Annotated in this window: 19 protein-coding genes; 13 read left to right on the top strand and 6 right to left on the bottom strand. The window is 28.5% G+C overall.

Translation table 11 applies throughout. The features are described 5' to 3' along the window. Positions 1-5: 5 nt before the first annotated feature. The 8 genes from FVE77_RS08450 to FVE77_RS08420 all read left to right on the top strand — a co-directional run bounded on the left by FVE77_RS08450 (position 6) and on the right by FVE77_RS08420 (position 5,616). Positions 6-1,142: a toxin-antitoxin system YwqK family antitoxin gene (locus FVE77_RS08450; RefSeq protein ID WP_026745944.1), complete on the top strand. Its 1,137-nt coding sequence runs from the start codon at positions 6-8 to the stop codon at positions 1,140-1,142. Between the two features lie 101 nt (positions 1,143-1,243). After that, positions 1,244-1,468: a hypothetical protein gene (locus tag FVE77_RS08445; protein ID WP_026745945.1), complete on the top strand. Its 225-nt coding sequence runs from the start codon at positions 1,244-1,246 to the stop codon at positions 1,466-1,468. Positions 1,469-1,610: 142 nt separating this feature from the next. Then, positions 1,611-2,102, top strand: a complete 492-nt coding sequence (locus tag FVE77_RS08440) for a hypothetical protein (RefSeq protein ID WP_026745946.1) — start codon at positions 1,611-1,613, stop codon at positions 2,100-2,102. Between the two features lie 184 nt (positions 2,103-2,286). After that, the gene (locus FVE77_RS08435) at positions 2,287-3,321 is read left to right on the top strand and encodes a PAAR-like protein (RefSeq protein ID WP_162141766.1); all 1,035 of its coding nucleotides are present in this window, start codon (positions 2,287-2,289) and stop codon (positions 3,319-3,321) included. 106 nt (positions 3,322-3,427) lie between these two features. Next, positions 3,428-3,751: an SEL1-like repeat protein gene (locus FVE77_RS08430; protein WP_146967875.1), complete on the top strand. Its 324-nt coding sequence runs from the start codon at positions 3,428-3,430 to the stop codon at positions 3,749-3,751. Positions 3,752-3,762: 11 nt separating this feature from the next. Then, the gene (locus FVE77_RS08425) at positions 3,763-4,521 is read left to right on the top strand and encodes an SEL1-like repeat protein (protein ID WP_026745949.1); all 759 of its coding nucleotides are present in this window, start codon (positions 3,763-3,765) and stop codon (positions 4,519-4,521) included. A 185-nt stretch (positions 4,522-4,706) separates the two neighbouring features. Then, positions 4,707-4,847, top strand: coding sequence for a hypothetical protein (locus FVE77_RS12480; RefSeq protein WP_154669758.1), 141 nt, complete (start codon positions 4,707-4,709; stop codon positions 4,845-4,847). Positions 4,848-4,872: 25 nt separating this feature from the next. Continuing rightward, the gene (locus FVE77_RS08420) at positions 4,873-5,616 is read left to right on the top strand and encodes a hypothetical protein (RefSeq protein WP_026745950.1); all 744 of its coding nucleotides are present in this window, start codon (positions 4,873-4,875) and stop codon (positions 5,614-5,616) included. Positions 5,617-5,737: 121 nt separating this feature from the next. Here FVE77_RS08420 and FVE77_RS08415 read toward each other — a convergent pair whose 3' ends face one another. Genes FVE77_RS08415 through FVE77_RS08390 form a run of 6 tightly spaced genes read right to left on the bottom strand, consistent with a single transcriptional unit; the run spans position 5,738 to position 11,772 of the window. Further along, positions 5,738-6,700, bottom strand: coding sequence for a transketolase family protein (locus FVE77_RS08415; protein ID WP_026745951.1), 963 nt, complete (start codon positions 6,698-6,700; stop codon positions 5,738-5,740). Then, positions 6,701-7,549 (bottom strand): transketolase, encoded by an 849-nt coding sequence (locus FVE77_RS08410; RefSeq protein ID WP_026745952.1) that lies wholly within the window; start codon positions 7,547-7,549, stop codon positions 6,701-6,703. Positions 7,550-7,600: 51 nt separating this feature from the next. After that, positions 7,601-8,950 carry a PTS ascorbate transporter subunit IIC gene (locus tag FVE77_RS08405; protein WP_006803590.1) on the bottom strand — a complete coding sequence of 450 codons (1,350 nt, stop codon included), beginning with the start codon at positions 8,948-8,950 and terminating at the stop codon, positions 7,601-7,603. A gap of 23 nt (positions 8,951-8,973) precedes the next feature. After that, a complete protein-coding gene (locus tag FVE77_RS08400; RefSeq protein WP_006803591.1) occupies positions 8,974-9,243 on the bottom strand; it encodes a PTS sugar transporter subunit IIB in 270 nt (89 codons plus the stop codon). A gap of 46 nt (positions 9,244-9,289) precedes the next feature. Continuing rightward, positions 9,290-9,721 carry a PTS sugar transporter subunit IIA gene (locus FVE77_RS08395; RefSeq protein ID WP_026745953.1) on the bottom strand — a complete coding sequence of 144 codons (432 nt, stop codon included), beginning with the start codon at positions 9,719-9,721 and terminating at the stop codon, positions 9,290-9,292. After that, positions 9,715-11,772, bottom strand: coding sequence for a BglG family transcription antiterminator (locus FVE77_RS08390; protein WP_026745954.1), 2,058 nt, complete (start codon positions 11,770-11,772; stop codon positions 9,715-9,717). Before FVE77_RS08390 ends, FVE77_RS08395 begins: the two co-directional genes overlap by 7 nt. Positions 11,773-12,051: 279 nt before the next feature. On the opposite strand from FVE77_RS08390, the gene FVE77_RS08385 reads away from it, so the two are divergent. From FVE77_RS08385 to carA, 5 genes are all read left to right on the top strand, one after another. Continuing rightward, on the top strand, positions 12,052-12,405 hold the full coding sequence (locus FVE77_RS08385) for a hypothetical protein (RefSeq protein ID WP_172966418.1): 354 nt from the start codon (positions 12,052-12,054) through the stop codon (positions 12,403-12,405). Between the two features lie 195 nt (positions 12,406-12,600). After that, a complete protein-coding gene (gene rplM / locus FVE77_RS08380) occupies positions 12,601-13,035 on the top strand; it encodes a 50S ribosomal protein L13 (RefSeq protein WP_018450228.1) in 435 nt (144 codons plus the stop codon). A 13-nt stretch (positions 13,036-13,048) separates the two neighbouring features. Next, the gene (gene rpsI, locus FVE77_RS08375) at positions 13,049-13,447 is read left to right on the top strand and encodes a 30S ribosomal protein S9 (RefSeq protein ID WP_015769247.1); all 399 of its coding nucleotides are present in this window, start codon (positions 13,049-13,051) and stop codon (positions 13,445-13,447) included. Between the two features lie 444 nt (positions 13,448-13,891). Then, positions 13,892-14,086, top strand: coding sequence for a DUF898 domain-containing protein (locus FVE77_RS12870; protein ID WP_232052903.1), 195 nt, complete (start codon positions 13,892-13,894; stop codon positions 14,084-14,086). Between the two features lie 407 nt (positions 14,087-14,493). Then, on the top strand, positions 14,494-15,576 hold the full coding sequence (carA, locus tag FVE77_RS08365) for a glutamine-hydrolyzing carbamoyl-phosphate synthase small subunit (RefSeq protein ID WP_026745956.1): 1,083 nt from the start codon (positions 14,494-14,496) through the stop codon (positions 15,574-15,576). Positions 15,577-15,670: the final 94 nt, after the last annotated feature.

The following is a 15,670-nucleotide window of genomic DNA, read 5'->3' as shown; positions in this document are numbered from 1 at the left end:
AAATAATGAAAGTATTGAAAATAGACGAGCATGAAAAGTTTTATGAATATTTTGATGTGGAAACAGTAGATGAAACAGAAATTTTAAGCAGGAATGGTGAAAAAGTAACAGCGGAAATCGAAATTTATTCAGAAAATGTGGTAATTACACGAGGGAAAATTATTGACGAATTAAGGGAAGGGAGATGGGAGCATTTCTTTGATACAGGAGAACTAAAAGGAGTCAATGAATATAAAAGTGGATTACTGGATGGGTTGAATGAGGAGTACAGAAGAGATGGCTCAAAAATATTTAGTGGACAGTTTAAAAAAGGAAAGAAATCAGGACATTGGTGCTGGTATCATGAAAATGGAATAATTGAAGTAGAAGGGGAATATATTGAAGATAGAAGGGAAGGGAAGTTTATCCAAAATTTTGAAAGTGGAAATCTTTTTATGGAAACATGCTATAAAAATGGGCTTGAAAATGGGAAAGTGAAAATATACTATGAGAACGGAAATATTCAGGCAGAATATAAAAGAGTGGATGGCTTAACGCAAGGGGAATACAGAAGATATTATGAAAATGGAAATACAAAGTATCAGGGGCTGGAAATCAATGGAAAAAGGGAAGGCAAGTGGACTTCATATTTTGAAACTGGCGAGATTGAAGCACAGGAGCAGTGGAGCAAAAACAAATTAAATGGCTATCAAATTTTTTATTACAGAAATAAGAACATTGAGGGTGAATTTAATTGGGAAAATGGTAAGCTGGAAGGAATAGTGAAAAGATATTATGAAGATGGAACTCCTGAAAGCATAGAAAGATATGAAAATAATAAATTAAATGGAGAATATACGGATTATTACCCAAATGGTAGAATTAAGCAGTCAGGATTTATGAAAGATGGGGAATTAAATGGGAAAATAGTTACATATTTTGATTATGGAGAAAATTTAATTTCAAAAAAAGTTGATTATATAAACGGTAAAAAAAATGGAGAAAAAATTTCATATAATGATGATGGAAAGACAATCGAAAGTATAGAAAGATACCTGAATGATAAACTGGAAGGAATAGCCGAATATTATGATGAACTAGGAAATTTAATATTAAAGCAAAAATTTCATGAAGATGAATTGGTAAGCGAAGAGAATTTTTAAGGAATGGAAGGAATATGATAGAAAAAATAAGAAATTTTGATAAAAAAAAATAAGAAATTTTATCAACTTCAAGAATAAAAATATATGATGATGAAGAAAAGATGCAGATAAAAAATATAATTGAACAAAGTGTTAAAGAATTACCTGATATGGAGTATAATATATTTATCGATATTATAGATACAAGGGTAGCAGTAAATGAGTTAAAACCTCTTCAAAAATTAGCATTAAGTCTATATTTTTTAACTGAGGAAATAGAAATACATACAGATAAATACGGAGAAGCATTAAAAGTATCAAATAAAGAACATATTTTGAAAAAATGAAAAACTTATATTATTAAATACACTTAGGGAGATTCGGACTTTAATATGGTACTTGCGACTAACAGTTTGTCAACATCGGCAGCAAGTTCAATTTCACAGACGGCAAGCAGTATATCTGAAAGTGCAGACAGTATTTCAGAGAGTGCAGGAAGTAATAAAAATTGAAAATGTGGATTTGAAATTGAAATATCCAGATGTAGAGAAATACAAAAAGCTGGTATCAGATGAGAACGTTTTTCTAGAATTTATAAAGAACTATAAATTTTATAACGTATTTAAGAGCAATCTTTCTGATAAGGAAAAAACAATCTATGGAATAGGCTCAAAGCCTGTTCCTTTATCACTGAAAACAACCACGGAAAAAGGTGTTTATGCAATAAAAGGACATTTAAGCTATGATAAAATGAGCAATTTAAGATTTCAAGAATTTATCAATTCAGAATATAAAAGGGAGTTTGAAAATGTGAATATTGAATACGGGAAATTGATGTTGCTGGATGATGTGAGGATTATGAAAAAGGCTGATAATATGATTAAAGTATGTGAAAAAGAAAATCAGTATGGATTATCAAATGAGAATAATCAAGATAGAATAATATATTTTAAAAGAGAGTTTTTAAAAAAATTAATTTAAATTTTGAAAAAAAGGGTGATTATTAGATGTACTATGAATATCTTAATGAGAATTCAGACATAGCAGTAACTTATCAGCAAATCAAAGAAAGACTTGAAAATAGAAAAAAATGCAAGATTTATCTTATAAAAGAAGTGTATTAAATTTAGGAAAAATAGTAGAAACAAGAATTAGTAAAGAAATTTTGAAAACATATGTTTGTGATGGTGCATTACTAAAATGTAAAAACTTAATTAGTAAAGATTTGATTTTAAAATTAAAAATTCTTGATAGGAAAATACAAATTTTGGGGAAACCAGTAGCAACAGAATTTGACATTAACAGTTATAATTTTGTTGTTTGTGATAAAAATGGAATAGAACAAGAAGGATATTGTTTAATTAGTTGTAATTTGTGTAATGTGAAAAATGGGAAATGGGGAAATATTTTTAACAATATTTTAAAAAGTGGAAAAAAGGCATTATCAAATGAAAGTAAACTTTTTTGTGGAGTAGATCCTAATAATCCCATTGACATTATTTTTAATGGTCAAAATATTACAGAAAATACAGCAAAGCAGGATATAGCACTTATGAAAGTTATTTGGTTACAACAACTAGAAGAAGGTATAAAAGAAACTTATGAATCTGTCGGAAAATTTGCTGTTGCAAAAAAAATGTTAAAAGTTCCTTATGTAGGATTTTTAGGAATAATAGGGATGGTAACTTCTTCAGTTGAAATTATTAATGGAATTGAATCAACATTATCAGCAGGGATTTCAATGTACAAAGGAAAAAACATTAGTGTTGGAGAAGAAATTCTAAGCAGTGTAGGATATACCCCTGAAGAAATTGAATCAATTTTTAAATTTTCTAGTGGGATTTATGAATTTTCTAGTTTAATAAATAACCCTTTATCAATTTTTAATAGTAATTATTTACAAATTAAGGAAAATCCAATGTCAAAAAAATCACGAAGTGAAAGAAGAGGAAATGCGAATCGTAAAGAGAAAAATTGGCAAAAGAAGGCAACACAAAAAGAATTAAAAAAAAGTGAGAATAATAAAATAAAAAAGGGGTTTTTAAAAGATCTTAATAATGAACATACAAGTTTAAAAGCAAAAGATGAAAAATTACGTGAAATGTTGTATGAGGAACTAGGAGAAACTATTGAAGAAAAATATGAACAAAGTGTTAAATATTTAAATAATGATATTTCTATAATAGAAATAGTAAAATAAATGAAAGGGAATTCTGATGAAAAATTATAATAAAGTAATAGTTTCTGGAATAGGAATACTGATAATTTTATTTTTATTTCAATATATTTTATTTAAAGGAGATTATATGAATAGAAAAAAATATGAACAAATATTAGAACAAGTGAATGAAATGGTTGAAAAAAGAAATTATGAAAAAGCTGAAAAATTATTAAAAAAATCAATAAAATATGATGTGGAAGGATATTACCAGCTTGGAATATTTTATTTTTCAGAATTAAATGATGAAAAAAAAGCGATAGAATTTTTTGAATTAGGCTATAAGAAGGGATATATATTATCAACTTTACCATTAGAAGATATTTATAGGAAAAAGGAAATATTGAAAAGGCAAAAGAATGGTATAAAAAAGGAATTGAAAATAATGAAAATTCGTGCAAAATTCAATTAGCTAAAATATATATGGCAGAAAAAGAATTTGACAAGGCCGAAAAATTATTGTTAGAAGTTGAAAATATAGAAAAAAACGGAGAAGCAATATATAATTTATTTATAATTTCATATTTAAAAAATGATAAATACATTATGAATAAATGGGAAAATAAACTTTTTAATGAAACTGAGGTTGAAGATATAAACGAAGATATGATGGTTAATATAAATTATATCAAGGGTAATAGTGAAGATAAAAATTTTTTTAATCAAGTTAACGAGGCAAATAATTTTGCTTTCCTTGGAAATTATGGCATTGCAGAAAACAAATTAAAAAATGCAACCAAAACAAATGAGAAGAACGGTTACTATGAATTAGGAAAATTATATTATTATCTTTTAAAAACAGATTTAGCAAAAAAAATATTAGAAAAATCATACGAATTAGGAAATTTTCATTCATTATCAATAATTGGAAGAATAGAAGAAGATAATGGAAATATTGAAGAAGCAAAAAGAATTTATAAAATAGGAGTTGAAAAAGAAGATAGGGAATCGATTTTTAATTTAGGTGCTATCTACGAAGAAGAAGATAATAACATAGAAAATGCGATAATAATTTATAATAAAGGGATGGAATTGAAAGATGCCAGATCTATTTATAATTTAATTCATATTTATGAAAATTTGGGAGAAAAAGAAAAAGTAAAGAAACTAAAAAATAAAATATTATTTGAAAATAGACTAATTTATTTGGAATATGATATGATAAATTATTCCAAAAAATAAATTTTTACATTAGGGCGTATTTAAAAACTATCAAAATGATAAATTTTTAGCAATTTTTTCAAAATTCAAAATAATGAACATTGATTTTATCATAATTCATCTAATTTGTAAAATCAAAAGAATGTTAAAAATAACATAGATTTTGAGTTTTTAGACACTGCCTAATAATATGAAGGTGAAATAAAATGAAAAAATTAGAAATAATTAAAAAATTTCAATATTTGAAGTCGGATATTTATAGAATAAATGAACAATTTCAAAATATAAAAAAATTTGGTAAAATGTCGCAATTAATATTGCAATTTATGGAATATAATAAATTATAAATAATATAAAGGAGTGTGTTTTTATATGGGTCAATTTAATCGTTTGGCTTTAGATGAGAACGGATATTCTATAACCAGAAAAAAGTCGTTTAAACCTTATGGGACAATGTCTAAAAATATTGTTGAGAGCGTATTTGAATTTGCATATAGCATGACTTTTGAACAATCTGGTGAACATAGGGCAAATAGAACAGGAGGAAGTCATATAAGGAAAAATGGAGAGATATTTTCTAATGCTTTTCAAGGAAAATTAGCGGAATTTGCATTATATGGTTATTTGCGGGCATTAGGTACAAATTTGGATGAGCCAGATGTTACTTCATATAGATTAGGTAAGTGGGATGATACAGATTTAAAGGTTCAAGATAAACAAATTTCCATTAAATCTACAAAATCTTTTGGAAATCTTTTGTTATTAGAGAAAGATGACTGGGACGAAAATGGTAATTATTTGCCTAATCAGAAACCTTATGACTTTACTGTTCTGATTAGAATGAAACCATTTAGTGAAGAAATTATGAAAAAGAATAGATTGCTTTATTCCCAAGAAGCAGATAAGGAGTTTTTGAAACATTTAATCCTGAATGAAAAATGGCAGTATGATATTCCAGGCTTTATAACATTAGAAGATTTGAAGAATATAATACAGGATAAATTGATAATAGAAAAAGGTTCAAAGTTGAATAAAAATACTAAAATGGACGCATCAAATTACTATGTTCAGTCTGGAGATTTAAGAAATATAGAGAGCTTAGGTAAAATGATTTAAGTCAATTTGATTTGAAAGATTAAGCGGTTAGAAGACAAATAATCTTCCCATGAAGTTTAATGTAAAAATAAAATATCGACTTATTAATAAACTTTAACTTAATAAATCGATATTTTTTATTTTAATCTTTTAATAATTCCATCGCAGCTTTATAAATATGCTCTGCAGTCAACTCATATTCATTCATCAAAAAATCCAAAGTTCCAACTTGCCCAAATCTTTCCTTTATTCCAATTCTTCTTAATTTTGCGTCTCCAGTTTCAGCAATTACTTCAGCGACTGCACTTCCTAAAGCATTGTGAATACTATGGTTTTCACAAGTTACTATTTTCCCTGTTTTTTGTGCATATTTTTTGATTAATTCCCTATCTATTGGATTTAAAGTAAACATATCTATTACAGCGGCATTTATTCCTTCGTTTTCCAATTTTTCTGCTGTTTTCAAGGCTTCTGCCACCATAATTCCATTAGCAATTAAAGTGATATCTGAACCATCTTTTAATAAATTTCCTTTTCCAATTTCAAAAGTTGAGCCTTTTTCATAAATTGTTGATGCATTTTTTCTAATTGTTCTAATCCAGTAGAAGCCATCTTTTATGGCAATTTGTTCGAGAATATTTTCAAACATTGCCGCATCTGTCACTTCCAGTACAACTGTATTGGCAAGTCCTCTCATTATTCCCATATCTTCAAAGGACATGTGAGTTCCTCCATTATGGGCGGAAGTTACTCCTGCGTCAGAAGCGATTATTTTAATATTATTTTTCTGATATGACCCTGACATAAATAACTGATCAAAGCATCTTCGACTTGCGAAAGCTGTAAAAGTATGTGCGAAGGGGTATTTTCCAGCAATGGACATTCCAGCTGCGACACCTATCATATTCGCTTCCATTATACCGCAGTTTATCACTCTTTCAGGGTATTTATCCTGTATCTTGTCAGTTGTAATTGCGTTCATTAAGTCAGCTTCAAGAGCTACAATTTTATTATGTTTTTCCAGTAATTCACAAAGTTTGGAAGAATAAACTTTTCTCATTTCTATTTCATCTTTTTTTGGAGTTCCATTATAAATTTTTATCATTTATTCCACCTCGCTTTCCAAATCCTTTATCGCCTTTTCGATTTCCCGCTTTAGTTCATCAGTCAATCTTAGATGATGTGAATTTTTCAATTTTTCAATGTATTCGACACCTTGCCCTTTTATAGTGTCAAGTATTACAAATAGTGGTTTTTCATTGTTTTTACGAGGCACTTTCAAAATATCATACATTTTTTCAATATCATTTCCTTTTACAGTAACAGCATCAAAGCCGAATGATTTCATTTTTTCCTCAAAAGAGAATGGCTTTATTATTTCATCCAAAGCACCGTCCAGCTGTTTTTTGTTGTAATCGAGGAACACCGTTAAATTATTTAAGTTATGGTGAGCAATAAACTGAAATGCTTCCCAGCACTGTCCTTCATTTATTTCTCCATCTCCAACAATACAGAATACCCTATTAGATTTTTTATCTATTTGTAAGGCTTTTGCAATTCCTGTGGCAATTGAGATTCCTTGCCCTAGAGAACCTGTTGTTGCATCAATTCCTTTTGTTTTGAGTCTATCCGGATGGCTTGGCAAATTTGTTCCATTCTTATTTAATGTGTAAATTTCTTCAAGCGGGAAAAATCCTTTTAAAGCTAAAGTTGTATAGAGTGCAGGGCCTGCATGCCCTTTTGACAGCACAAAATAATCTCTGCCTTCCCAATGTGGATTTTTAGCATCAACATTCATAATGCCGCCATACAGTACTGCTAATATTTCAACGATTGATAAACTCCCGCCGTAATGCCCAAAACCTAAATTAGTAAGGGATTTTAGTGTATTTATCCTAATATTGGCGGCTAATTTTTTCATTTCTTTCACTTTTTCATTATAATCACTATTCATTTTTTGCTCCTTCCAAATGATAGTCAATTGTTATTCAGTTTTAACAATGATTTATTCTGATTTTTTTGAAGGTACAAATCCAAAGGCTACTAAAATAGCAGTTATTCCAACGATTATTCCAGAAATTACTACTGGAGATATATGTTTTGCCATATTACCTAATACAATTCCAACTGTTACAAAATCTGCATCAGAGAATGTAGTGTTTGCAAATCCTAAATTTCCTAGCACTGGTAATAAAATTACAGGCAGGAATGTTAATAGCAGTCCATTTGCAAAGGCTCCAATTGAAGCACCTCTTCTACCACCAGTAGCGTTTCCAAATACACCTGCTGTCGCTCCGCAGAAGAAATGAGGAACTACTCCTGGCAAGATAAGAGTCCATTTTAACATACCGAGCATAAATAATCCAATAACTCCTCCTAAAAAGCTGCATAAAAATCCTATAAGTACAGCATTTGGCGCATAAGGGAATACGATTGGACAGTCAAGTGCAGGTTTTGCATTTGGTACAAGCTTTTCAGAAAATCCTACAAAGGCTGGAACTATTTCAGCAAGAACAAGTCTAACACCTGATAAAATAATATAAACTCCCGCTGCAAATGTTATAGCCTGAATAATTGCAAATACTAAAAAGTTATCTCCGCTGCTTAATTCCTTTTCAACATATTCTTTTCCTGCAACTAATGCCAGAATTAAGTAAATTATCATCATAGTTAATGAAATTGAAATAGAGCTGTCTCTTAAAAAACTTAAATTTTTAGGCAATTTCATTTCTTCAGTTGATTTTGAACCTTTTCCAACTAAAGATCCGACAAATCCAGATAAAACATACCCTATTGTGCTGAAATGCCCAAATCCAACATCATCGCTTCCAGTAATTTTTCTAACATAAGGTTGTGCCAGTGCAGGAAATATTGCCATTACAAGTCCTAATGTCAATGAACCAATGATTACTAGTAAAGGCCCTTCAAATCCGCCAACTTTTAATATTATTCCAATCATGCATGCCATATATAAAGTGTGATGCCCTGTCAGGAAAATATATTTTAACTTTGTAAATCTTGCGATAAATATGTTCCAGAACATTCCAAGCGCCATTATTAACGCTGTTATTGTTCCATATTCTTTTAATGCCAATGAAACAATTGCTTCATTATTAGGCACTATTCCTTGAACGTGAAATCCTTGTTCAAACATGCTTCCCATAGGTGCCAGCGAGTTTACAACAAGTCCTGCTCCTCCACCTAGCACTAAAAATCCTAAAATCGTCTTAATTGTACCTTTTACTATATCTGTAGCTGGTTTTTTCTGGACTAGCAAACCAATCATAGCTATTAATCCAACTAAAATTGATGGAACTTTTAAAATGTCTACAATAAGAGTTAATAAGCTTTTCATTTTTACCTCCTAAATTTTATATTTTATTTTTTGAAATAATCTGTTAATTTTTCTTCCAGTTCAGGCATACTGATAATGCTGTCCAAAACAATTAACTTGTCAGCTGGAACTGTTGCGCTTTCTGCAATATCCTTTCCCATTACAAATACATCTGCTGCTCCTGGAAGCGCTGATGCCAAGTCGGAATGTTCAACTTCAGCTTCTACGCCAATTTTTTTAAGAACCTTTTTAATGTTCATTTCCACCATAAAGCTGCTCCCTAATCCTGATCCACAAACTGCCATAATTTTCATAATAATCTCCTCCTAATTTTTTTATAAATTATTTTTATTTTTTAAATCAATATTTTTTTATAACTTCTAATATTTCATTATAATCTTTTGAATTTATAAGTTTTTCAATACTTTCATCATCCTGAAACAACTCCATTAACTGCATAAGAGTTTCCAAATGGCTGCTGGCATCTTTAGTTGCCAGCACAAATACCAGCTGTACTTTGGAATCCCCATAATATACTGGATTATTGAGTTTTAAAAGGCTTACTCCAGTTCCCAATGTCCCGTCTTCAGGTCTTGCATGTGGCATTGCCAAATTATCTCTTAAAATAACATAAAAACCTAGTTTTTCGATGCTTTCTATCATAGCGTTGATATAATTCTCCGTTATTATATTTTTTTCTAATAGAGGTTTTCCTGCGATTTTGATACTTTCTTTCCAGTCGATTGCAGAATCTATTATTTGAATGTTACCATCAAGTATTTTTTCTAACATATAAGTTCCTTTCTGAAGAATTCTTCTAATTCTTCATATTTAGTTATTTTTGAGATTTTTTCAATAAAATTATATTTTGTAATTAATTCAAATAAGTCGTTTAAAATTCCTAGATGCTCTGTTTTGCTGGCAGTTGCAAAACTTAAAAATATGTTTGCGCCTTTTCCATTTGGAAATAGAACTTTTTCTTTTACAATTAATAATGAAATGCCTGTTTTTAATACATTTTTTGAAATTGGTGCGTGTGGAATTGCCATTCCTTCCTCAATAATGATATAAGCTCCATGTTTTTCAATCATGTCTATCATTTCTTTTGTATAATCTTGCTTGATAAATCCGTTTCTTTCAAGTATCTCTCCAGCTTTAACTATTGCTTCCTTCCAATCTTTAACTTTATCCACAAATTGGACATTATTTTTACTAAGCATTTTCTTTAAAATAATTCCTACTTCTGACAAATCATCAATAACTTTATTTTCAAGTTTATTTTTCAATTCATTTATAAGTCTATTTTCATCTGTTATGGTTGTATTATTTTTTATTATGTCCATTATTTGCTTTAAAGAAATTTTTGTTATATTTTTTCTTATTCCATATTTTGATAAAAGAATAAAATCTTGCTCTTTAAGTAATGGATTTATTTTTATAACAGGAATATCATAAGTCTCTTCTAAGTCAATAGTAGACAAGATTAAATCAATATTTTTATAATTAGGCATTGAAGTTTTAATCAGATAGTACGGCAAAACATCCACAATATCCAAATCATAATTTTCCTTTAAGCTTTGTTCAAGCACTTTTGAACTGCCATAACCTAGTCCACAAATTAATATTACCTTTTTAGTTTTTTCAGAAGTGTTTCTTTCGATGGAAGCCTTTATATGAAAGCCCATAAGAGCAATTTCATCTTCTGGAAACTTTACTTCAAAAAGCCCTTCAATTTCTTCTATAGCTCTATTTACTACTTCCAAAATAGGATCTTTTTCTAAAATCAGTTCTTGAAAAACCGAGTTTGTGATTTGAATATTATTTTTTATTCTATACATAGCAGGCTTTATATGGTATAAAAGTCCGTTATAAAGTATTTCATCACGTGTCAAGTCAGTTTTTACAATTTTGCTCACTTTGGAAATCATTTTTTTTATAATCAGTTCCTCGTTTATCCAGTCTTCAAACGAATTATTTTTTAAACTGTTTATATTTATTCCCATTATTAAATCAGTTATTTCAATTAACATTTCAGATTTTATTTCATTTTTGTTAAGAATTTTTTGTAAAATTTTTTCAATTTTTTGATATTCTTCTGTGTGAATTAAAAATTTTTTTGCAATCAAATCTTTTTGATTTTCATGAGCTTTTTCAAAATTTAGAAGTAGCAGGACATAAGAAAATATTTTATTATAACTTTCTTCATTTATATTTAAAAACATCACCTTTTCAATTTCTACAATAAATTTTTTTGCATTTTCAATATTTTTTTGCTTAATATATTTGAAAAAATAACGAAAAACTTGTGTTTTGATTACTTTTGAAAAATTTTTATTATTAAGGGAATCAAATATTTGCTCCAGAAGTTCAATTTTTTTTATGAGAATTTCTCGAAAATTACCATTAAGGCGATAACCGTTAGCATTTTTATAAACTAGCTCGATTCCTTGCATTTTAAATTCTTCTGACATCAGTTTCAAATCTTTTTTTATTGTTGTTCTGGAAATTTCAAGTTCTTTACATATCTTTGTAATATTAAGCCCTTTTTCGTCAAAAAATAATATTAACTTCAAAATATTTATTCTATCTTCTATAGATAGTTTGTTAATTTTTTCCAAAATCTCAAATAGATTTTTAAAATCCTGATTAGTATCAAGATAAATACTGTTTTTAACTTTTTTAGTAATCTTATAGTCAAGTAACCGTAAAATACTGTCAATATTATTAATATAATATCTAGCGGCCCTGTCTGAAACGCCATATTTTTCAGATATTAATTTGAAATTATATTTTTCCCCTTTAATAAGGTTATTTAATATTTCAGTTTCCCTATAATTTAACATATTATTCACCTTTCTATAATAAGGATACCTCGAAAATTTAAATAATCAATCTAAATTCCATTTCAAATATATTTGAAAAAATATTACCATCTGCATAATTTTATTATTTTCTTATTTTTTTAAAGTCGATTCAAAATTACAGAAAAAACATTACTTTAAAAATTGACATTATAGAAATAATGTAGTATAATAATATTGTATTAAAAGGATATTTTGGATTTGAATATTGCTTTAATCAAATAGGTAAAATGTCAAGAATTATATTTTTAGTAAAAATAAATGGAAGGAATGATAAATATGAAAAAAATATTAGTGTTAGCTATAATGGCTTTAGGAATTAGTACAAATGTATTTGCTTGTTTTGGTAATAGTATGATTGAGGGTATAATTGCTGATCGAATTATTCGTTCAAAAGAACTGGAAGACATAACAAAAAAAGAAATGAAACTTATTAAAAAATGTCGTATGGAAGATTCGTTAGCATATAAAATTGCCAGTTCAAAAACTCCAGAAGAAATAACAGAAAAAGAGATGAAACTTATTAAGAAACATGGATATGAGTTTTTGTTATCAGATGAATTTAGAAAACAAATAAAAAAAGAGATGAGTAAAAATCTTGAGAAAATGGAATGAGTAGATTTTTATAAGGATTAAAAGTAAAAAGGGTATTTTTTATGAATAAAATCTTTTAAATTTCTTCAAATGAAAAAATATCAAGGAAATTCACTTGACAAGTAAAAGGAAATGATATATAATTAACTAATATGAGCCTTTCCCACAAAGGACCGTTATTCTATAAAATAGAGAATAAAAACAGGAGGAAACAAAGTGAGTAAATACACTGTAATGCAAAAAAAAGAAGAAGTTGTAAGAAACTGGTATGAGATAGACGCAGAAGGAAAAGTACTTGGAAAATTAGCTACTGAAATCGCAGTTAGATTAATGGGTAAACATAAGCCAAGCTACACACCACACGTTGATGGAGGAGATTTTGTTATCGTATTGAACGCTGATAAAATTGCTGTAACAGGGAACAAATTATTAGACAAAAAATATTACAGACATAGTGGATATCCAGGTGGATTGAAAGTAAGAAGTTTAGAAGAAATGTTACAAAAACAACCTACTGAAGTAATCAGAAAAGCTGTAGAAAGAATGTTACCTAAAAACAAATTAGGAAGCCAAATGATTAACAGATTGAGATTATTCACAGGAACAGAACATACACATACAGCACAAAAACCAGAAAGAATAGAGTTATAGGAGGTAAATTTTCGTGGCAGAAAAAATTCAATATTTAGGAACTGGAAGAAGAAAAACTTCAGTAGCAAGAGTAAGATTAGTACCAGGTGAAACTGGAGTAACAATAAATGGAAAAGATATGAGAGAATATTTTGGTGGAAGAGAAATCTTAGCTAAAATAGTAGAACAACCATTAGAATTAACAGAAACTTTAAACAAATACGGAGTAAAAGTTAATGTAATCGGTGGAGGAAACACTGGACAAGCAGGAGCAATTAGACATGGTGTTTCAAGAGCTTTATTAGTAGCTGACGCTGAATTAAGAGGAGCTTTAAAAGAAGCAGGATTCTTAACAAGAGATTCAAGAATGGTTGAAAGAAAAAAATACGGGAAAAAGAAAGCAAGAAGAAGCCCACAATTCTCAAAAAGATAGGAAAAAACATAATAAAAGATATTTTATACGCCCTTGGAAACACTGGTTTTCAGGGGTTTTTATTTTGGAAAAAGTATGGAAAAGTATAGAAATGTGTGCCTGCAATATACACACAATATACAAGTAATATACAAAACACTATATCTTTTCCTGTTATACTATTTAAATAAAATTTTTATAAACTTATATTTTATATTATAATTATAGCGAAACTGCTTTAAAACTAAACTTAAAAAGCTATGACTATTTTACTCAAACCCTAAATCTATATAATTTTAGTAGTTTAATTTTAAATAGGTTTGAGTATAATTTAAAATAATAAGGAGGAATTATGGAAAATAAAAGTTATTTTGATGTGGATTACTTAGTTACATTGGGTGGATTATTTTAGGGTCTCTTATAACATCTTGTACACTTGGGATTTGTTATCCATGGGCATTGTGCATGATTTATGCTTGGAAAATAAATCATACTGTTATTGAAGGCAGAAGGCTAAAGTTTAATGGTAGTGCAATAGGTTTATTTGGCAACTGGATAAAATGGTTATTGCTAATAGTGGTAACTTTAGGAATATATGGATTTTGGGTAAATATTAAGTTAGAACAATGGAAAGTGAAAAATACAACTTTTTTAAATTAATTTGTTAAATTAAGGCTGATTGTTTCAGTCTTTTTTTTGTATTAATTTTTTTAATAACGAATTTATTCTAAGTTTTTTTATTGAGAAATAATAATCTAGATTTTCAAATGATTAAAATATCAGAAATTCTATAATAAAAATTTATTCCTGCTTTTAGAAGAGATTTAGTATAAAATATAAATTTTCAAAAAATTAAAAAATAATCATTTACCATTATTGATAAAACTAAAAAAATATAGTATAATTATGAGATTAGAGATGTTAGTAAATACATTCAGACTTTTATTAAATACATATCTAGAATTTGAATTAAAATAGTTTACTATATCGCAAATCAGACACGTTAATGACAATTGAACAAATTTTAAAACAAATAGTATCATTTAAAATTTAGGGAGGTAGTATTTATGTACGCATTGGATAAACAGCTTGTTTTGGAAGATGGTAGTGTGTATAAGGGGTATGGATTTGGAGCAGATGTGGAAATGGCTGGAGAAGTCGTTTTTAATACTGCGATGACTGGGTATCAGGAAACTATTTCAGATCCATCGTATAATGGGCAAATTATTACATTTACTTATCCGTTAATTGGAAATTATGGGATAAATAGGGATGATTATGAAACTATTAATCCAAGTATTAAGGGAATTATAACTCGTGAAATATGTAGAAAACCTTCTAATTTTAGAAATGAATTTACATTGGATGAAGTTTTGAAGGACTTGAATATTCCAGGAATTTCTGGAATTGATACACGTAGTCTGACAAAGAAAATAAGAGAGCATGGAACGATTAAGGGAATTATCGTTAGTGCAGACAAAGATCCGCAAGAAATTGCAGAAAATTTAAAAATCAATTCGTTGCCAACCAATCAAATCGAACAGGTATCGACAAAAAAGGCATTTCTTTCATCTGGAAGAGGGATGAGAGTTGTTCTGCTTGATTTAGGTATGAAATCAGGAATTATGAGGGAACTTAACTCAAGGGACTGTGATATTGTCGTAATGCCACATAATGCAACTTCTAAAGAAATTTTAAGACAAAAACCAGATGGAATAATGTTAAGCAATGGACCGGGAGATCCGACAGATGTTCCAGAAACAATTGCTACAATTAGGGAATTAATAGATAAAGTGCCAATTTTTGGAATTTGCATGGGACATCAGCTAATTTCACTTGCCTGCGGAGCAAAAACATATAAATTGCTATTCGGACATCGTGGGGCAAATCAGCCAGTAATAAATTTACAGACTGGAAAAGTTGATATTACGGCACAAAATCATGGATATGCCGTAGATATTGACTCATTGAAGGATACAGAGCTAGAATTGACACATATTGCAGTAAATGACAGGACTTGTGAAGGTGTAAGACATAAAAAATATCCAGTATTTTCGGTACAGTATCATCCAGAGGCTTCTCCAGGTCCACATGACCCAAATTATTTATTTGATATGTTTATTGAAAATATGAAAAAGAATCGGAAATAATAATTTTAGAACTATTGATTGAAAACAAATTTTTTAGTTTATTTTAGGTAAATTTGTTACATAAAATTAAAAATTATAAAATATTGAAATAAAA

Source organism: Leptotrichia hofstadii (genome assembly GCF_007990525.1).
Classification (GTDB): domain Bacteria; phylum Fusobacteriota; class Fusobacteriia; order Fusobacteriales; family Leptotrichiaceae; genus Leptotrichia; species Leptotrichia hofstadii.
The sequence above is the reverse complement of the archived record's forward strand: the minus strand, read 5'-3'. Positions and strand labels throughout refer to the sequence as shown.